This window comes from Streptomyces sp. yr375 (assembly GCF_900110755.1).
In the GTDB taxonomy this organism is placed as follows: Bacteria; Actinomycetota; Actinomycetes; order Streptomycetales; family Streptomycetaceae; genus Streptomyces.
Map to the genome: position 1 here is coordinate 82368 of NZ_FOFF01000016.1, position 18953 is coordinate 101320.

At 71.0% G+C, this 18953-nt stretch carries 18 protein-coding genes and 1 tRNA gene; 7 read left to right on the forward strand and 12 right to left on the reverse strand.

What is annotated here, in order from left to right:
* The first annotated feature begins 36 nt into the window (after positions 1–36).
* Positions 37–1227: a serine hydrolase domain-containing protein gene (locus BMZ82_RS18220; RefSeq protein ID WP_093777118.1), complete on the forward strand. Its 1191-nt coding sequence runs from the start codon at positions 37–39 to the stop codon at positions 1225–1227.
* Here BMZ82_RS18220 and BMZ82_RS18225 read toward each other — a convergent pair.
* The gene (locus BMZ82_RS18225) at positions 1217–1501 is read right to left on the reverse strand and encodes a DUF1876 domain-containing protein (RefSeq protein ID WP_093777120.1); all 285 of its coding nucleotides are present in this window, start codon (positions 1499–1501) and stop codon (positions 1217–1219) included. The two genes, BMZ82_RS18220 and BMZ82_RS18225, sit on opposite strands and share 11 nt — an antisense overlap.
* Before the next feature lie 67 nt (positions 1502–1568).
* Entirely contained in the window at positions 1569–4838 is a 3270-nt protein-coding gene (locus tag BMZ82_RS18230) for a S41 family peptidase (RefSeq protein WP_093777023.1), read from the reverse strand.
* A gap of 155 nt (positions 4839–4993) precedes the next feature.
* On the opposite strand from BMZ82_RS18230, the gene BMZ82_RS18235 reads away from it, so the two are divergent.
* On the forward strand, positions 4994–5605 hold the full coding sequence (locus tag BMZ82_RS18235; protein ID WP_093777025.1) for a TetR/AcrR family transcriptional regulator: 612 nt from the start codon (positions 4994–4996) through the stop codon (positions 5603–5605).
* Positions 5606–5778: 173 nt separating this feature from the next.
* Complete coding sequence (locus BMZ82_RS18240) at positions 5779–8013, forward strand: MMPL family transporter (protein WP_093777027.1); 2235 nt, start codon at positions 5779–5781, stop codon at positions 8011–8013.
* A 76-nt stretch (positions 8014–8089) separates the two neighbouring features.
* Here BMZ82_RS18240 and BMZ82_RS18245 read toward each other — a convergent pair whose 3' ends face one another.
* Positions 8090–8554, reverse strand: coding sequence for an ATP-binding protein (locus tag BMZ82_RS18245; protein ID WP_256251975.1), 465 nt, complete (start codon positions 8552–8554; stop codon positions 8090–8092).
* Positions 8555–8666: 112 nt separating this feature from the next.
* Between BMZ82_RS18245 and BMZ82_RS18250 the strand changes: the two genes are divergently transcribed.
* A complete protein-coding gene (locus BMZ82_RS18250; protein WP_093777122.1) occupies positions 8667–9512 on the forward strand; it encodes a helix-turn-helix domain-containing protein in 846 nt (281 codons plus the stop codon).
* Positions 9509–9757: a DUF397 domain-containing protein gene (locus tag BMZ82_RS18255; RefSeq protein ID WP_093777032.1), complete on the forward strand. Its 249-nt coding sequence runs from the start codon at positions 9509–9511 to the stop codon at positions 9755–9757. Before BMZ82_RS18250 ends, BMZ82_RS18255 begins: the two co-directional genes overlap by 4 nt.
* A gap of 76 nt (positions 9758–9833) precedes the next feature.
* Here the strand turns inward: BMZ82_RS18255 and BMZ82_RS18260 are convergent, their stop codons facing one another.
* The 4 genes from BMZ82_RS18260 to BMZ82_RS18275 all read right to left on the reverse strand — a co-directional run bounded on the left by BMZ82_RS18260 (position 9834) and on the right by BMZ82_RS18275 (position 13456).
* Complete coding sequence (locus BMZ82_RS18260; RefSeq protein WP_093777034.1) at positions 9834–10040, reverse strand: hypothetical protein; 207 nt, start codon at positions 10038–10040, stop codon at positions 9834–9836.
* Positions 10041–10131: 91 nt separating this feature from the next.
* Positions 10132–11019: an SDR family oxidoreductase gene (locus tag BMZ82_RS18265; protein WP_093777036.1), complete on the reverse strand. Its 888-nt coding sequence runs from the start codon at positions 11017–11019 to the stop codon at positions 10132–10134.
* A gap of 8 nt (positions 11020–11027) precedes the next feature.
* On the reverse strand, positions 11028–11936 hold the full coding sequence (locus tag BMZ82_RS18270; RefSeq protein WP_093777038.1) for an alpha/beta fold hydrolase: 909 nt from the start codon (positions 11934–11936) through the stop codon (positions 11028–11030).
* Positions 11933–13456 (reverse strand): flavin-containing monooxygenase, encoded by a 1524-nt coding sequence (locus tag BMZ82_RS18275; protein WP_256251976.1) that lies wholly within the window; start codon positions 13454–13456, stop codon positions 11933–11935. The genes BMZ82_RS18270 and BMZ82_RS18275 overlap by 4 nt, the downstream gene beginning before the upstream one ends.
* A gap of 158 nt (positions 13457–13614) precedes the next feature.
* On the opposite strand from BMZ82_RS18275, the gene BMZ82_RS18280 reads away from it, so the two are divergent.
* Positions 13615–14319: a MerR family transcriptional regulator gene (locus tag BMZ82_RS18280; RefSeq protein WP_093777040.1), complete on the forward strand. Its 705-nt coding sequence runs from the start codon at positions 13615–13617 to the stop codon at positions 14317–14319.
* Here BMZ82_RS18280 and BMZ82_RS18285 read toward each other — a convergent pair.
* Entirely contained in the window at positions 14307–15110 is an 804-nt protein-coding gene (locus BMZ82_RS18285; protein WP_093777042.1) for an exodeoxyribonuclease III, read from the reverse strand. The genes BMZ82_RS18280 and BMZ82_RS18285 overlap by 13 nt on opposite strands.
* Positions 15111–15200: 90 nt before the next feature.
* Between BMZ82_RS18285 and BMZ82_RS18290 the strand changes: the two genes are divergently transcribed.
* Positions 15201–15683, forward strand: a complete 483-nt coding sequence (locus tag BMZ82_RS18290; protein ID WP_093777124.1) for a GNAT family N-acetyltransferase — start codon at positions 15201–15203, stop codon at positions 15681–15683.
* A gap of 15 nt (positions 15684–15698) precedes the next feature.
* Here the strand turns inward: BMZ82_RS18290 and BMZ82_RS18295 are convergent, their stop codons facing one another.
* The 4 genes from BMZ82_RS18295 to BMZ82_RS18310 form a co-directional block, all read right to left on the reverse strand.
* Positions 15699–16352, reverse strand: a complete 654-nt coding sequence (locus BMZ82_RS18295) for an acyltransferase family protein (RefSeq protein WP_256251977.1) — start codon at positions 16350–16352, stop codon at positions 15699–15701.
* A 29-nt stretch (positions 16353–16381) separates the two neighbouring features.
* Positions 16382–17404, reverse strand: coding sequence for a polyprenyl synthetase family protein (locus BMZ82_RS18300; RefSeq protein WP_093777044.1), 1023 nt, complete (start codon positions 17402–17404; stop codon positions 16382–16384).
* Positions 17391–18278, reverse strand: coding sequence for a terpene synthase family protein (locus BMZ82_RS18305; protein ID WP_093777046.1), 888 nt, complete (start codon positions 18276–18278; stop codon positions 17391–17393). The genes BMZ82_RS18300 and BMZ82_RS18305 overlap by 14 nt, the downstream gene beginning before the upstream one ends.
* A gap of 562 nt (positions 18279–18840) precedes the next feature.
* Positions 18841–18914 (reverse strand) — tRNA-Ala (locus tag BMZ82_RS18310).
* Positions 18915–18953: the final 39 nt, after the last annotated feature.

An 18953-nucleotide genomic window follows, 5' to 3' on the forward strand; every position in this document is an offset into this window, starting at 1 on the left:
CGAGCGAGGAGTACGGACGTGGACATGGGCGCGGACATGCACGTGCACGGCACGGTGGCCGAGGGCTATGAGCCGGTCCGGGAGGCGTTCGTCCGGAACTTCGAGGTGCTCGGGGACCGGGGCGCGGCGGTGGCCGTCTACCGGGACGGGCGCAAGGTCGTCGACCTGTGGGGTGGTACCAGAGACGTAGACGGCACAGCCCCTTGGGAGCACGGCACCGCGCAGATCGTGCGCTCCGCGACCAAGGGCGTGGCCGCCGCCGCCCTGCTCCTCCTGCACCAGCGCGGCGAACTGGACCTGGACGCGCCCGTGGGCACGTACTGGCCGCAGTACAAGGCGGCGGGCAAGGAGCGCACCCTCGTACGGCATCTGCTCGCGCACCGCGCGGGCGTGCCCGTGCTGGACCGCCCGCTGACGCCCGCCGAGGCCGCCGACCCCGAGCGGGGCGCGGCGGCGGTCGCCGCGCAGCCGCCGTCCTGGGAGCCGGGGACCGACCACGGGTACCACGCGCAGACATATAGCTGGCTGACCGGTGAGCTGGTGCGACGGGTCACCGGGCGGCCGGTCGGGGAGTGGATCGCCGACGAGATCGCCGGGCCGCTGGGGGCCGATCTGTGGCTCGGGCTGCCGGCGGCGCAGCGCGCGCGGGTGGGGCGCGTGGGGCCGGTGGACGCGCCCGCGCACGCCGGGACGCTGAAGACCCGGCCCAAGCCCGCGGTCGCCGCCGCCTACGCCGACCCCGCCTCCCTCACCCACCGCGCCTTCGCCGCGATCACCCCGCTCCCCGACGAGAACGACCCCGCCTACCGGGCCGCCGCCCTCCCCGCCTCCAACGGCATCGCCACCGCCGACGGCCTGGCCCGCTTCTACGCGTCGCTGATCGGCGAGGTGGACAGCGCGGCAGGGGGCCGGGTGCGGCTGCTGCGCCCGGAGACGGTGGAGCTGGCGCGCGGCGAGCAGTCGTCCGGCCCGGACCGCGTGCTCGTCGTGAACACCCGCTTCGGCCTCGGCTACATGCTGCACGGGCCCGCGTCCCCGCTCCTGTCCCCCACCTCCTTCGGCCACCCGGGCCGCGGCGGCGCCCTCGGCCTCGCCGACCCGGAGTCGGGCCTCGCCCTCGGCTACGTCACCAACGGCTTCCGTACGAGCGTGACGGCGGACCCACGAGCACAGGCACTGCTACGAGCGCTACGCGCAGCGACAGCGCCAGCGGCCCTTATACGTTGATCGAGTGAGACGTCCGCCCCGACGCGTCGTCGATCTCGCCATGGGCCTTGGTGAGCAGGTTCATGGCGATCTCGTTGAGGGCGCGGGCGGCGGCGATCTCCTCGCCGACTCTGGGCTGGTTGGCGTCCACGTTGTGCCGGCTGGCGTGCCCGTGGGCCCTGACCTCGGTCCCGTCGGGCAGACGGACCAGCGCGACCGCGCGCGTGTGCCGGTCGTCCTCCTCGAACTCCAGCTCGACATGCCAGCCGACAGCGGTACGCACAGCGGTGTGCATGGTGGTCATGACGGTCACCTCCGGAACTCCTGCTTCCAGGGTGCTCCCCGCCACGCCCAAGCGCTCCTCAGCCCCCCGACACGCGCGGCGGCAGCTTCGGGCGGGAGCGGTCCGGGACGGCCGTGTAGTCGGGCGGGGTCGCCGGCGGGGTGAGGGCGAGGAGGTCCAGGGCGAGCCGGATGGCGTCGTCGAGTTGGGCGTGGCGGCCCTCGGCCCAGTCCAGGGGGGTGCGCAGGACCTCCAGGTCGGGGGTGACGCCGCGGTTCTCCACCGACCAGCCGTACGCGTCGAACCAGGCGGCGTTCATCGGTACGGTGATGACGGTGCCGTCGCCGAGCTGGTGGCGGCCGGTCATGCCGACCACACCGCCCCACGTGCGCTGGCCGACCACGGGCCCGAGTTTCAGCAGCTTGAACGCGGCCGTGATCATGTCGCCGTCCGACGACGTCGCCTCGTCCGCGAGCGCGACCACCGGCCCGCGCGGGGCGTTCGAGGCGTACGACACCGGCTGGGCGTCGCGGGTGAGGTCCCAGCCGAGGATCGTGCGCGTCAGCTTCTCCACGACCAGTTCGCTGATGTGGCCGCCCGCGTTGCCGCGCACGTCGACGATGAGCGCGGGCCGTGACACCTCCATCCGCAGGTCGCGGTTGAACTGCGCCCAGCCCGAGCCGCCCATGTCGGGGATGTGCAGGTACCCGCACCGCCCGCCGCTCAACTCCCGCACCACCGCCCGCCGTTTGGCCACCCAGTCCTGGTAGCGCAGGGGGCGTTCGTCGGTCAGCGGGACGACGGCCACCCGGCGCGCGTGACCGTTCTCGCCCTCCGCCGGGGTGAAGGTCAACTCCACCGTCGTCCCGCCCGCACCGGCGAGCAGCGGGTACGGCCCGGTCACCGGATCCACCGGACGCCCGTCCACATGCGTGAGCACCGCGCCCTCCCGGATGCCGGTGCCGGCCAGCGGCGACCGTGCCTTGGAGTCGGAGGACTCGCCGGGCAGGATCCGTCCGACCGTCCAACCGCCGTTCCGGCGAACGAAGTTGGCACCGAGCAGCCCCTGCGGGCGCTGGTAGTGCGGCGGCCCCTCGTTGCGGCGGGCGGCGGTGACGTACGCGTGCGACGTGCCCAGCTCGCCCAGCACTTCGCGCAGCAGGTCGGCGAACTCGTCGGGTGAGGCGACCCGTTCGACCAGCGGCCGGTACTGGTCGAGCACCGCGTCCCAGTCGATGCCGCACATCCCCGGCTCCCAGAAGTAGGCGCGGATCAGCCGCCCGGCCTCCTCGTACGACTGCCGCCACTCCGCGCCCGGGTCGACCTCGTGCAGGATGCGCCGCAGGTCGATCCAGACGGTGGAGTCGAGGTCACCGGACTCGGTCGACGGCACCGCCCGCAGCTCGCCCTCGTCGACGACGACCAGCCGGGTGCCGTCCCCGCTGAGCGCGAACCAGTCGAGGTCGCCGACGAGTTCGGACTTCTTCGCCTTGCTGATGTTGAAGTACTCCAGCGTCGGCCGCCCGCTGGTGTCGTCCGGGTTGGCGAACGTCTCGCCGAGCGCCCCCGAGATCGGCCAGCGCAGCCAGACCAGCCCGCCGCCCGCCACCGGGTACAGCGCCGAGTACTTGGACGCCGTCACCGGGAACGGCGTGACCCGGCTCTCCAGCCCCTCGGTCTCGACGGTCACCGCGCCGTCGCCGCCGCCCTCGTCGTCCGTCACCGGGTCGAGGCCGCCGGCCGCCGGACGGCCCTCCGGGGTCAGCGCGAACGGGGACGGCGTCGCCGACGACAGCGGCACCAGGTAGGGCCGGCAGCCCAGCGGGAAGGACAGGTCGCCGGTGTGCACGTCGTACACCGGGTCGAAGCCGCGCCAGGAGAGGAAGGCGAGGTAGCGGCCGTCCCGTGTGAACACCGGGTTCTCGTCCTCGAAGCGGCCGTTGGTCACGTCGATGATCAGCCGGTCCTGGATGCGGGCCATCTTGATCTGGCGCAGCGAGCGCCCGATGCCCGGATGCGACCAGGTCAGCCACGCCCCGTCGGGCGAGAACGCGAGGTCGCGCACCGGCCCGTTGACCGACGAGATCAACTCGGTGACCTCGCCGCCCGATTCCTCCGTCACGTCCTCCGTCACATCGACGAGGAGCAGCCGTCCGTCGTGCGCGGCGACGGCGAGCCGTTCGCCCTGCGGGTCGCAGACCATCTCCAGCACCCGCCCGAGCCGCCCGGAGGCCAGCCGCCGGGGCGCGCGGTCGCCGGTCGCGCGCGGCAGGTAGGCGATCTCGACGGCGTCCTCGCCCGCCGCGTCCGTGACGTAGGCGACCTGCCCGCCGGAACCGAGCATCTCCGGCAGCCGCACCCGCACCCCGGGGGTGTCGGCGATCGTGCGGGCGGGGCCGTCGCGGTGCGTCAGCCAGTACAGGCTGCCCCGGACGACGACGGCACTCGCCCGCCCGGTCTCGTCGACGGAGATGCCGTCCACGTGCTGCGCGGCCGGGATCTGGTAGGGCCGCCGCCCGGCGCGCGGCCCGCTCAGCCGTACGTCGATCCGGCGCGGCTCGGAGTCGGCGGCGAGGTCGTCGACGATCCACAGGTCACCGGCGCACTGGTACACCACCCGGGTGCCGTCGCTCGCCGCGTGCCGGGCGTAGAAGGCGTCGTGGTCGGTGTGCCGGCGCAGGTCGGAGCCGTCGTAGGCGCAGGAGTAGAGGTTGCCGACGCCCTCGTGGTCGGAGAGGAACGCGATGCGTCCGCCGACGAAGAGAGGGGAGCCGAGATGCCCGTCGAGGCCTTCCAGGAGCCGCTGCCCGTGCAGCCACAGCCGGCCGGTGGCCCCGCCCCGGTACCGCTTCCAGGCGGCGGGTTCGTGCGGCGGGGTGCCGGTGAGCAGCAGCGTCCTGCGCTCGCCGTCGATCTCGGCGACCTGGAGGTCGGAGACGGGCCCCCAGGGCAGTCGACTGCCGGGGTCGCCGTCGGTGGGCACCTTGTAGGCCCAGGTGAAGTAGGAGAAGGGTTCGCCGTGCGAGGCGACGGCGAGGATGTCGGCGTTGCCGTCCTCGTCGGGCGGCGTCCACCCGCGGACCTGGGTGTCGGAGCTGCCCCAGTACGTCAGCCGCCGCGCCGGTCCGCCGTCCACGGCCACGAGGTGGATCTCGGGGACGAGGCTGCGCCAGCTCGTGTACGCGATGCGGCGGCCGTCGGGGCAGAAGCGGGGGTGCCCGGCCTTGGTGCGGTCGACGGTGAGCCGCCAGGCACGGCCCGGGTCGGCAAGGGACGCCAGCCAGAGGTCGTCCTCGGCGACGAAGCACAACAGGTCACCGCTGAGATGGGGCAGCCGCAGATACGTCACGTCCCCATGCTTTTCCGGGGCCCGGAGCACAGCAACTCGTGCGTGAGCCAGCACACGTACGAAACAGTTTCGTTTCGCATAAGAGTGCGCTACATTCGTCGTGCACGACAGACATGCAAGAGCTGTACCCGGTGCACAGCGGAAGGGTGAGCGGGATGACTGAGAGCGCAACGTCGCGTCGCAGCCGCATCACCCCCCAGCGCGAGGCCGAGCTGTACGGAGCGGTCCTCGACCTGCTGCGCGAGGTCGGCTACGACGCCCTCACCATGGACGCCGTCGCGGCCCGCACCCGTTCCAGCAAGGCGACGCTCTACCGCCAGTGGGGCGGCAAGCCGGAGCTGGTGGCGAAGGCGGTCCGGCACAACAAGCCGGGCGGTCCCTTCACGGACACCGACACGGGGTCGCTCAAGGGCGACCTGCACGCCCTCACACAGCGGTCGGACGACTGCCAGATCGAGCAGAACTCCGCGCTGATGCGGGGTCTGGCCATGGCGGTCCACGACGACAAGGCCCTCCTGAAGGCGCTCAAGGAACATCTCGTCGAACCGGAGCTGGCCGCGTTCCGCCGTGTGCTGGACCGGGCCATCGACCGGGGTGAGATCCATCCGGACAGCCCGGCGATCGATTTCATGATGCCCATGGTGATCGGCGCGTTCGCCGCCCGCACCCTCTTCGACGAGCAGCCGCCGACGGTGGCGTACCTCCTTTCGTACATCGACGCGGTGGTCCTCCCCGCCCTCCGCGCACCCGTCACGACCATCACCTGAACCCCCTGCTGAACCATTCTGAACCCTTCTGAACACCCCCCTTTGACCGTCCCCACGGTCCGCCGCCCTTCCTGACGTCCCGCTCACGTCGTCGGGCCGATCACCCCTGCCTTCCTCGCCGGGTTGGTCATCCCTGCCCCGAACCACCCACGACCTGACCGGGAGACGCCTCCATGGCCACGTTCCTCTACAAACTCGGCCGGTTCGCCTTTCGGCGACGGCACTTCGTAGCCCTCATCTGGGTGGCGCTGCTGACGCTCGCCGGAGTCGGCGCGGCCTCCGCGCCGACCGCGGGCGCGTCCTCCTTCTCGATACCCGGCGTCGAGGCCCAGAAGGCCTTCGACCTGCTGGAACAGCGTTTCCCGCAGGCCAGTGCCGACGGCGCGAACGCTCGGATCGTCTTCAAGGCGCCGGCCGGCGAGAAGACGACCGATGCCGCCAACAAGGCGATCGTCGACCGGGCCGTCAAGGAGCTGCGCACCGGCTCCGAGGTCGCCTCCGTCACCGACCCCTTCACGACGCAGGCCGTGAGCCAGGACGGGACCGTCGCCTACACCTCGGTGAAGTACAAGGTCGCGGCCCCCGAGCTGAAGGCTTCCGCGAAGGACGCCGCGAAGGCGGTCGTCGACCGGGCGCACGCCGCCGGGCTGACCGTCGAGATGGGCGGCGACGCACTCCAGGCCGAACCCTCGCCCGCGATGGCCGGCGAGATCATCGGCCTCGCCATCGCCGCGGTCGTCCTCGTCATCACCCTGGGCTCGCTGGTCGCGGCCGGACTGCCGCTGCTGACGGCGATCATCGGAGTCGGCATCGGCGTCTCCACCATCACCGCCCTCGCCAGCACCCTCGGCCTCGGCGACTCCTCCACCTCCACCCTCGCCCTGATGATCGGCCTCGCCGTCGGCATCGACTACGCCCTGTTCATCGTCTCCCGCTACCGGGCCGAACTCGCCGAGGGACGAGACCGCGAGGAAGCGGTCGGACGCGCCACCGGCACCGCCGGCTCGGCGGTCGTCTTCGCGGGCCTCACGGTCGTCATCGCACTGGCCGGACTCGCGGTCGTCAACGTCCCGGTGCTGACGAAGATGGGCCTCGCGGCGGCGGGCACGGTCGTCGTCGCCGTCCTCATCGCCCTCACCATGATGCCGGCGCTGCTCGGCTACGCGGGCCGCAAGATCCACCCGGCCGGCGAGAAGCGCAAGGGCAAGAACACGCAGCAGGACAAGAGCTCTTCGGGAACGGCGGCCAAGCCCAACATGGGCACGCGCTGGGCGAGTTTCGTCGTACGCCGTCCGGTCGCCGTGCTGCTGCTCGGCGTGGTCGGCCTGGGCGCGATGGCGGTCCCGGCCACCCACCTGGAACTGGGCCTGCCCGACGACGGCTCGCAGTCGACGTCCACCACGCAGCGCCGCGCCTACGACCTCCTGTCGGAGGGCTTCGGCCCCGGCTTCAACGGCCCCCTGACGCTCGTGGTCGACGCCAAGAAGAGCGCCGACCCGAAGGCCGCGGCCGCCGCGGTGACCGACGAGGTCAAGGGTCTCAAGGACGTCGTGACGGTGACCCCGCCGATGTTCAACCAGCCCGGCGACACCGCGATCATCACCGTCATCCCGAAGTCGAAGCCGTCCTCCGCGCAGACCGAGGAACTCGTGCACGGCATCCGGGACGCGGGCAGCGCGGCGTTGGCCGACACCGACGCGAAGGTGCTGGTCACCGGCGTCACGGCGATGAACATCGACTTCTCGCAGCGGCTCAACGACGCGCTGATCCCCTACCTGGGACTGGTCGTCGGCCTCGCCTTCCTGCTCCTGATCGTGGTGTTCCGCTCGATCCTGGTCCCGCTGAAGGCGGCACTCGGCTTCCTGCTCAGCGTGCTGGCGGCGCTCGGCGCGGTCGTCGCGGTCTTCCAGTGGGGCTGGCTGGGCGGCCTCGTCGGGGTCCAGGAGACCGGCCCGATCATGTCCATGATGCCGATCTTCATGGTGGGCGTGGTGTTCGGCCTGGCGATGGACTACGAGGTGTTCCTCGTGACCCGCATGCGCGAGGCGTACGTCCATGGCGAGAGCCCCCGGCAGGCGGTGGTGACCGGGTTCCGGTACAGCGCCCGGGTGGTCGTCGCCGCGGCGGTCATCATGATCGCCGTCTTCGCGGGCTTCATCGGCGCGAGTGAGCCGATGATCAAGATGATCGGTTTCGGCCTCGCGATCGCCGTCTTCTTCGACGCGTTCGTCGTCCGCATGGCGATCGTGCCGGCGGTACTGGCCCTGCTCGGCAAGAAGGCCTGGTGGCTCCCGAAGTGGCTGGACCGCGCCCTGCCCAACGTGGACGTCGAGGGCGAGGGGCTGCGGACGCAGGACGCCGACGCCTCCCGCGACGGCGACGAGGACCGCGAACTGGTCCGGGTCTGACATACCTGACCTGCCAGTTCGCTTGAAAGAAGCCGGTGAGGGCTCCGTGGGGACGGGGTGCCCTCACCGGCTTCTTTTACGAGTCGGCCCACTTCGGCAGCACGATCTCCGCCCACACCGTCTTACGGGGACACGGCTCCGGGACGACGCCCCACCGGTCGGCGAGCCGGTCCACCAGGAGGAGACCCCGGCCGGACGGGCCATCGGCGTCGGGGCTGCCGAGCACCGGGAGCCGGTCGCCCCGGGTGTCGGTCACCTCGATACGGAGCGTGTCGGCGATGACGTAGAGACTGAGCCGGAAGTCCCGTCCCGGTACCCGGCCGTGGGTCGAGGCGTTGGCCGCCAGCTCGGCGACGATCTGCGCCGCGCCGTCCAACGGGACCCCCCAGGAACGGAATTGTTCCGTCGCGAGGAGCCTTGCCAGGCGGGCACCGCGGGGTGTCGGTGACAGCAGCACGGTGAAGTCACGGAAGTGAGAGGTGAGTTCGTTTCCAGGGGCACGCGTCTGTTGGTTCACATCACCCAGAGTGGCGGAATCCATCTACGGTGATCAGTGACGACGGCTGTGCGTACCGTGACTGTCCCGGCTTTGTCCCGCGCTGTCACGGCTGTCCCAGGTGACGCACGGGTACGGGTGCGCGTTGGAGGTGGACATGAGCGAAGGTGCGGATGATGCGGGTTGGGATGTCGAACCCGGGGACGTGATCGAGCCATTGGTTCAGGCGGTGGGGCGCCTGCTCAAGGTGTGCCGGGAGGCGGCCGACATACCGACTGCGGAGTTCGCGAACATCATGGGCTACGGCGAGAACATGATCCGGAAGATGGAGCGGGGTACCCGCATTCCCCGCCCGGAGTTCCTGGACAAGGCGGACCATGTCCTGAAGGCGCAAGGGCATCTCAGAGCATTCATGGAGGACATGCGCAAGGCCCGGTATCCGAAAAAGGTGCCGGAACTGACGCAGATGGAAGAGCGGGCGGTGGAGATGCTGCTCTACAGCAGTCACAACATCCACGGCCTGTTGCAGACACCGGAGTACTCGCGAACTCTGTTCGAGATGCGGCAGCCTGCACATCCCGAACAGGTCGTGAAGCGGGAAACTGCTGCACGCATGGCCCGTCAAGCCGTCTTCAAGCGGGACCCAGCGCCAACCATCAGTTTTGTCCAGGAGCAGGTGACCCTCGAACGTCCCTATGGTGGGAAGATGGTGCTGCGCCGACAGCTCGAACACCTCTTGGAGGTAACGAAGTTGAGGAGCGTGACGCTCCAGGTCATGCCGACCGATCTCGAGGAGCACGCCGGAACAGCGGGCCGGATCCAGGTACTGAAGTTCGCTGACGGCACGGCGATCGGGCGTTCCGCCGGTGCGTTCAACGGACGCCCGGTCTCAAGCCCCAGGGATCTTCGGATTCTTGAACTGCGCTATGGCATGATCCGGGCGCAGGCTCTCACGCCGAGAGAGTCGCAGGCCTTCATCGAGCAAGCCCTGGGGAGACTATGAGCACCACTGAACTCCACTGGTTCAAGAGCAGCTACAGCAGCGGCCCCGAACCCGGCGACTGCGTCGAAATCGCGCTCGACTGGTTCAAGAGCAGCTACAGCGACAACAACGAACCCGGCGACTGCGTGGAGGTGGCAACCACCCCCGCCACCATCCACGTCCGTGACTCCAAGAACCCCGCCCACGGCAAACTCGCCGTCTCTCGTGCCGCCTGGGTCGGTTTCGTCGCGCACGCCGCGCAGTGAAGAAGCGCAGCGGAGAAGGGGTGCCCCCGCAACCGGGGACACCCCTTCCGATGCGCGTCGCGCAGAGCGCTCCGCGTCAGATCACGTCGTCGGAGTAGCGAGGAGACTCCGGCGCACGGCGCTCGGACTCCTCCTGCTCCGGACGCCGCGTACGCTCCGGGCTGGTCTCGCCCGGCCGCTTCTTACCGCGGCCGGGGACCTGCTCCTTGCCCTGCTCGGCCTTCTGCTTGGCCTGCTGCTTCCACTGCTCGGACTGGTCCTGGAACTTGTCCTTCATACCCATGTGGGTTCACTCCTGTGGGAGATGAGGCGGTTGGGGCCCCGTGGTGGGGCCTCGACCAGATTCACACGGGCGCTCACGCCGCGCATGTCGATCAACTACGCTGCGTGATCCTTGCCTGCTCGTCGGCGGAGCCGCCCGCCCCGACCAGCCCTGTTCCTATCCCCCGCACCCTGGGTGCGAAGCGCCGCATCTCGCGGGCGCCGGCCGCGCCGATGATCCCGGGCAGGTAGCCGCGTACGCCCTGCATGCCCCGCAGCCACCCCTGCCCGTACACGTGCGCCGAGCGCCGCTCGATCCCGGCGACGATCCGGTCGACGGCGGGCCCGAGCGGGTACGTCTTGTTCGCGGGCCACGGCAGCCGCTGCCTCAACTCCCGCATGACGTCGTCCCGGTCGGCCCCGCGCACCATGTCGGTGTCGGTCCACGACAGGTAGCCGACGCCGACCCGCACGCCCCGGTGCGCGACCTCGGCGCGCAGACTGTGCGCGTACGCCTCCACGCCCGCCTTGGACGCGCAGTAGGCGGTCATCATCGGGGCGGGGGCGATCGCGGCGAGGGACGCGATCTGGAGCAGGTAGCCCCGGCTCTCCAGCAGCACCGGCAGGAACGCGCGGGCGGTCACCGCCGAGCCGATCAGGTTGACCTCTATGACCCGCCGCCAGACCTCCGGGTCGGAGTCCGTGAACGGCCCGCCGCCCGCGACACCCGCGTTGGCGACGACGACGTCCACCTTCCCGAAGCGCTCCTTCACCTCGGCCGCGACCCGCGTCATCGCCTCGTGGTCGGTGACGTCGGCGTACCAGTGACCGCTGTCGCCGGGCAGCCGCTCGGACACCTGCTTGAGCAGGTCGGGCTCCAGTCCGACCAGCGCGACCGTCGCCCCGCGCGCGGACAGCCTGCGGGCGAGCAGCTCGCCCACGCCCCGCGCCGCCCCGGTCACGACGGCGACCTGCCCGTCGAGACTCACCCTGCCGCCCATTCCGCCGCTCATGCGCCCTCCTTCAACTGCGTGTAGGTGGAGACGAGTTCACGTATGCGTGCCGTGACGAACTCGGGTGCCTCGACCGGCGTCATATGGCCGAGGCCGGGCAGCTCCGTCAGCCCGACGCACTGCGGGAGCGCGGCGGCGATCCGGCGGGCGTGCACCGGCGGCGTCAACCGGTCGCCGGTGCCCACGATCACCGCCGTCGGCACGCTCAACTCCCGTACGGCGTGGTCGAGATCGAGCACGTTCAGGACGTGCGACCAGGCGCGGCGCACCGTGCGCGGGCAGGCGTGCACGATCCGGGCGCACGTCTCCACGAGGTGCGGTGCCGAACCGGCCCCCATCGTCGCGTACTTGAGGACCGCCTTCGCGACCGGCGTGACCGGCCCCAGGGGCGCGCGCGACCCGAGGACGTGCCCGGTCAGCCAGGTCCGCAGCCGCCCCGCCCGGATCGGTACGAGCGTGGACTCGGCGACCAGCCGCGAGGCCCCGGTGCTGCACAGCAGGACGGCACCGGCATGCCTGCGGAAGACGTCCCCGCCGGCCGCCGCCAGCACCGTCATCCCGCCCATCGAGTGACCGGCGATCACGGCCTTCTCCCCGGGCGCGAGCGTCGCCGCGAGGACGGCTTCCAGATCGTCGGCGAGGACGTCCGTACTGCACACCGCGCTCGCCGGGGTCCGCCCGTGGCCGCGCTGGTCGTAGGCGATGACCCGGTGATCGACGGCGAGATCCCGGATCTGGGCCGCCCAGAAGGCAGTTGAGCAGGTCCAGCCATGGGCGAGGACGACAGCGGGACCGGTCTCGAGGCCGTGCACCTCGACATGCAGCGGAGCGCCGTCGGCGGAGACGGCGGTGAGTTCACGGAAGGGGATCACACGGGAGGCGCGGGAGGAGCCGGAGGAGGTCACGCGGTCACCCCGTCGCTCTCGGCACGCTTCTGGGTAACGCCCGTCTCTACGACGGGGGTTGCGCGCAGCACCTCGTACTCCGCGAGGTCCACCCGTCGAGTCGCCCGCCGGAACTCACTAGGCGTACCAGGCCAGATGGTGGTGTTACGACCGTTGGCGTCCAGGTACCAACTGGTGCAGCCGCCCGTGTTCCACACCGTGCGCCGCATCCGCTCCTGCACCCGCCGGTTCCAGGCGTGCACGGCACTCGGCCGGGCGGAGAGGGCCGCGCGGCCCCCGAGGACCTCCAACTGCCGTAGATAGTCGGCCATGTAGTTCAACTGGGACTCGATCATGAGGATCATCGAGGAGTTCCCGAGGCCCGTGTTGGGGCCGATGATCGTCATCCAGTTGGGGAACCCGGCGGCGGACGCGCCCCGCAGCGCCTCCATGCCGCCCTTCCAACTCTCCCCGAGCGTCAGCCCGTTGGCACCCACCACCCGGTCGGCGATCGGCATGTCGGTGACCCGGAACCCGGTGCCGAAGACGATCGCGTCGACCTCGGTCCCGGTCCCGTCGGCGGCCACCAGCGTCGACCCCCGCACCTCGCTCAGCCCGCTCGCGACGACGTCCACGTTGGGCTGCGCGAGCGCCGGATAGTAGGTGCTCGACAGCAGGATCCGCTTGCAGCCGATGCGGTAGTCCGGGGTGAGCCGGGCGCGCAGCGCCGGATCCTTGATGGACCGGGCCATGTTGCGCTTCGCGATCCGCTCGACGAAGCCCAGCTCGTTCGGGTGCTTCGTGAACGCCTGCACCTGGAGTTCCCGGATGCCCCACAGCATCCCGCGCCGCACCTGCGCGGTGACGGGCAGGGCGCGGTGCAGCGCGCGCTCGACGCCGCTGATGGCCCGGTCGACGCGGGGCATCACCCACGGCGGGGTGCGCTGGAACAGCGTGAGCCGCGAGACGTCGGGCTGGATGGCGGGCACGATCTGGATCGCGGACGCCCCGGTCCCGACCATCGCGACGCGCTGCCCGGCGAGATCGTGGCCGTGGTCCCAGCGCGCCGAGTGGAAGACCTTGCCGGGGAAGGTGTCGAGCCCCGGCACCTCCGGGATCCTCGGCTCGGACAGCGGCCCCGTCGCGGAGACGACGACATCGGCGACGTACCGCCCCGCGCTCGTCTCGATGTCCCAGCGCAGCTCGCGCGCGTCCCACGTCATCCGCAGCACCTCGGTGCCCAGGCGCAGATGCGGGCGCAGCCCGAACACGTCCGCCACCCGCTCCAGATAGGCCCGGATGTGCCGCTGCCCGGAGAAGGTGCGCGGCCAGTCCGGGTTGGGCGCGAAGGAGAAGGAGTACAGGTGCGAGGGCACGTCGCAGGCGCACCCCGGGTAGTCGTTGTCCCGCCAGGTCCCGCCGACGCCGTCCGCCCGCTCCAGGACGACGAAGTCGGTGATCCCCTCGCGGCGCAGCCGCACGGCGGCCCCCAGCCCCCCGAAGCCGGACCCGATCACCGCCACCCGTACGTGTTCGGTCATCCCGAAACCTCCCGCTGCCCGACTCCCGCGACCGCGCCAGTGAACACTGGCGCAATGGGAGCGTAAAGCAGCCCCGTACCGATGGGTAGGGCCAGAACGGCGACATTTGCGCCAACGGCCGCCGCTTCGGCCCCGACGGCACGACATAGGCTTCCGCCGTGACGGACGAGCGGGAGCAGCGGCAGCAGCGCGAGCGCCGGCAGGAGCCCCGGCGGGAGTACCGGACGGAGGAACTGGCCGGGAAGGCCGGCATCACCGTCCGCACGCTGCGCTTCTACCGCGAGCGCAAACTCCTCCCGCCGCCCCGCCGCGAGGGCCGCCTCGCCTGGTACGACGACCATCACCTGGCCCGGCTGCGCACGATCGCGGCGCTGCTGGAGCGCGGCCACACCCTCACCGGCATCGCGGAACTGGCCGACGCCCTCGACCACGGCCGCGACGTCGCCGACCTGCTCGGCGTCGGCGGCCCCACCGAGGAGGAACCGGTCCGCCTCACCCCCGAGGAACTCGCCGCCCGCTTCGAGGGCCAGGTCACCACCGAGAACCTCGCCGCCGCCCTCGACCTCGGCTACCTCGGCACGGACGGCGACGAGATCGTCCACATCAGCCGCCGCCTCCTCGACGTCTCGGCGGCCCTGGTCCGCGAGGGCATCCCGCTCGCCGAGGTCCTCGCCGCCGCCACCCGCGTCCGCGCCCACGCCGACGCCCTCGCCGACCTCTTCACCACCCTCGTCCTGCGCCACACGGACGAGACCACCCTGCCCCGCCTGCGCCCCCTGGCCGCCGGCGTCGTAGCGGCAGAACTGTCACTGGCCCTGGACCGACGACTCCGCCAACGCCTCGACGACGGTCAGAGTTCGTAGACGACGGTCACCGGCGCATGGTCCGACCAGCGCTCGCCGTGCGTGGCCGCCCGCTCCACGTACCCCTTCACGGCCCTGCTCGCGAGACCGGGCGTCGCGACCTGAAGATCGATCCGCCACCCCGAGTCGTTGTCGAACGCCCGCCCCCGGTACGACCACCAGGTGTACGGCCCGTCGACCTCGGGATGCAGCTCGCGCACGACGTCCACGTACCCACCATCGGCCCGGTCGAGCACCCGGCTCAACCACTCCCGCTCCTCCGGCAGGAAGCCGGAGTTCTTCTGGTTGGCGCGCCAGTTCTTCAGGTCGGCCTGCTGGTGGGCGATGTTCCAGTCACCGCAGACGACCACCTCGCGCCCCTCTCCGGCGGCCCGCTCACGCAAGCCCTTGAGGTAGGCGAGGAACTCACCCATGAAGCGGACCTTCTCGTCCTGCCGGTCGGTGCCGACCTCGCCGGACGGGAGGTAGAGCGAGGCGACCGTCACACCGGGCAGGTCGGCCTCGACGTAACGGCCGCTGCCGTCGAACTCGGCCGACCCGAACCCGACCCGGACGGCGTCCGGCTCACGGCGCGTATAGAGGGAGACACCGGCGCGCCCCTTGGCGGCGGCGGGAGCATGGGTGACGTGCCACCCCTCGGGGGCGCGGACCCCCGCCGGCAACTGCTCCGGCTCGGCACGCACCTCCTGGAGGCACAGCACATCGGCGGAGGTGTCGGCGAGCCACTCCACGAAGCCCTTCTTCGCGGCGGCACGCAGTCCATTGACGTTCACGGAGGTCACGGTGAGCACCCGGGCACGATACCGGCCGCGCTACCGGCACACTGGACGGCGTCCGGAATCCCATTCCCCCCGATTGCGCATACACATACAATGACCGACATGAAAATACGCCGGGTCTCCTTCGACCACCCCGACGCCGTCAAGCTCAGCGACGAGGTCCAGGCGGAGTACCGCGAGCGCTACGGCGACGGCGGCGACGCCACGATCCTGGAGCCGTCCGACTTCGAGCCGCCGCACGGCGTGTACCTCATCGCCTACGACGAGCTGGGCCGCGCCGTGGCCACCGGCGGCTGGCGCAGCCAGGACGACAACGGCGAGGGCAACGAGGACGGCGACGCCGAACTGAAGCGCATGTTCGTCATCCGCGAGATGCGCGGCCTGGGCCTGGCCCGACGCATCCTCAGCATCCTGGAGGACGACGCGCGATCGGCCGGCCGCACCCGCATGGTCCTGGAAACCGGCACCGAACAGCCCGAGGCCATAGCCCTGTACACCTCCAGCGGCTACGAACCCTGCACAAAATTCGGCTACTACCGCACCTACGAAGCAAGCCGCTGCTTCGCCAAACCCCTCACCCCCTGACCCCGGACACCGCCGTCACCCGACGCGGCGACCTCGGCCCCACCAGCGCGGGCTCGGTCCCTTGGCAGCACCCGCGGCGCGACAGCAGGGGTACTCGACGAAGCGGTAGACGGCGGCCGATACGGGCAAAATCCCGGCCAGAGCCAAGCCGATCGGCACCACGTACCAGCCCCCGCCCCACACGTGGAACAAGGCCGCCAGGATCGTGAAGTGCACCAGACAGAAGGCGTACGACAGGATTTTGGCGGCTCGGCGACGCCAGAACGTCCGGGCGCCGTCCTGCGGGCGGGACGAGTAGGTGAGCACGAATCCGCTGAGCACGAAGAAGAGCAGGACCCCCAGCGGGCCACCGGGATTGAGCACGCGGAGTCCGGGCCACCCGCCCGCCTGCTGCCACATGAGTCCTGCGTGGCAGCAGAAGACCGCCAGGGCGGCAAGGAAACGCAGCCCGGTCAGTGAGGGCAACCGGCCTCGGCCATGCGGTGGCTGGACGCCGCGAGCGTCTTCACCGGCACGGGAAGCGGGTGCGGGGACCGGCCCGGGGACCGGTGCGGGGACCAGACTCCCCTCGTGGCGGGTGGCGGCAGGACATCCATCGTTCTTCGCTCTCGGCCAGGGAACTTCGTCGGCACGCAGGAGACGAACCGGAGTCCGGTCGGGCGGAGGCACAGCGCGTCCCGCCGGACTCGGTGCCCCGGCTAACAGGACCGGGCGGCCATCTGGTGTGCCATGGAACGGAGTTCCTCCCGCGCGACCGCGGGCAGATCGCAGCAGTGCAGCGCCTCGAGTGCGAGGTCGAGGTGCTGTTGCGCGATGGCCTCGGCGGTGGTGCGCCCGCCGAGCCGCCCGACGAGCACGGTCGCCCGCCGTGTCTGCGCCTCCGTCAACGGGACACCGGTGTCGAGGAGCGCGCGCAGCTCTCCGGCTTCGGCACCGGCGGCGTGCAGCGCCGCCACCACCGGAAGGGTCTTCTTCCTGGCGGCGAGGTCACTGCCGACGGGCTTGCCGGTACGGCGGCTGTCTCCCCAGATGCCGAGGACGTCGTCGGCGATCTGAAAGGCCGTTCCCGCGTGGCGGCCGAACCGCTCCAGCGCCTCGACCACGACCGGCGGAGCACCAGCGAGGGTGGCCGCCAGCTCGCAGGCAGCGCCGGTCAGGGCTCCGGTCTTGCCTTCCGCCATCTCCAGGTACGCGTCCACCGTGACCTGCTGATCGTCTTCGAAGGCGAGGTCGTCGCCCTGGCCGCGGACGAGCGCGTTCATCATCCGCACGCACACGCCCATGCTCGCCGCGCTGCCGCTGTCGGCCAGCACACCGAGCGCGAGCGTCATCAGCGCGTCGCCGGTCAGCAACGCCGCCGGAACGCCGTAGACGACCCAGGCCGCGGCGCGGCCGCGCCGGGTGCGGTCGCCGTCCATGATGTCGTCGTGCAACAGGGAGAACCCGTGCAGCAGTTCGACGAACACGGCCGCCGCGACCGCCCGCTCCGGGGTGGGCCCGCACCGGGCGGCAGCCAGCGCCAGACGAGGCCGTAGCGCCTTGCCCCGGTGCTCGGCGGGCCGAGGGCCCGAGGTGAATCCCAGGTGGTACCTCGCCACGGCGCGGATACGGGGCGGGAGTTGGTCGACCGCAGCCAGGATCGCGGCGTCGACCGCGGCCAGGTCGCTGTACAAGCCGACCGCGGACGGGTAGGGGACGGTGCCGAGGTCACGCAGGGGCATGGGGACTCTCAAAACGATTCGTCGCGACGTTGTGCCACGTCATCAGGCCGTGTGCCCAGGCACGCACAGCCTCGACGTAGGCCTCGGCGCCGGGCACGGACCGGGCCAGGCGGTCGGCGGCGCAGTGGAGTTCCGCCAACCGGCCGGAGATGCGCAGGCGCACCTCCTCTTCGGCCCGGGGCAGCGGCATGAGCTCGTGGTGGGCCAGCAGCAGCACGAGGTTGTGGGGGTCGCCCTGGGCGCGCTCCTTGGGCCAGGAGACGAGGTCGTTGTGCCAGGCGGTGCAGTCGGCCGCCAGGCGCCGGAGCGCCACCACCTCCTCGTGCGCCGCCTGATCCGGTGTCAGCGGCGTGCCCGCCGCGTACTCCACCAGATCGAGGTTGACCAGGCTCGCGCTGCTGTGCGGCCGATTCGCCAGGTAGGAGGCGAGCGAGGGCCAGCGGGCCTCGGCTCGGTTGCCCGCCTCCCAGCCGAACGCCTCAAGACTCAGCAGGCAGTGCCGCAGAAACCGCCGGACCCACTCCGGCCCCATCCGCGGGCCCAGCCGCGCCAGCAGATCGTCGAACGCGGCGACGAACCCCGACGGCCCGCACGCCTGTTGCGCCGCCTCGACCTGGCAGGCCGACCGGCCGAGCGACACCAGATGTTCCGCGTACGCCCCGAGAAGCTGATCCGCCCGCCCACCGGGACCGTCCAAGGCATCGTCGACGAGTAGCGACAGGGCACACCACTCGGTCAACACGAGCAGTTCGTCGGCCCCGGCCGCCGTCCAGCAGCGGTACGCGTAGGAGGCGGACAGCCTGCCGACCTCCCCGCAGGCACGGGAGTCCGCCAGCCGATGAGCCTCGAGCCATCGGGCGCAGTCGGCTGCCACGGCGTTCAGGAAAGGCCGTCGCCCAAACTCGTCCGCGCCTGAGCAAGCCGGACCCGCCGACCCCTGCTCAGACACCGGACACCGGCAGCCGGTCGAAGCCGCCGACGACGAACCGCGAACCAGCGTGACGCATCATCCAGAGCTTTCCAGAAACAAGACAGACGGGAACTTGTTGAACCCGCTACAAGACGATCACGAACGCCGCGCGCTGACACGCCCACCGGGACGAAATCCCTCGAACGGAGCAAGCACAACGAGCCACTTGGCGCAATACGCCGCGATACACCCATGCACGTACGCCATGAGGAGCCCGAACCCGGAGGCAGCAGGGTAGTTGGCAGGGAGCCTCGCTCGTCGACGGGTCGCTTCTGCGCCCGCTCACCGTGCCGCAAGGACGCCGACTTCAGGTCCAGTGGCCCTCTGCCACCACACAGCATGTCCGCCACTCCGCCCGCACCCGGACCTCTCGTACAATCCAGAAACGACGAGATCCCGTCCGATCGAAGTGATCGGACGGGATCTCGTGTACCGCCTACGAGCTAACTCGCGAACGGCTTGTGCGTGGACCTGTGGGGATTTGAACCCCAGACCCCCTCGATGCGAACGAGGTGCGCTACCAGACTGCGCCACAGGCCCTTGCAACGAGTGAAACTCTAGCACCCCCATCGGGGTGCT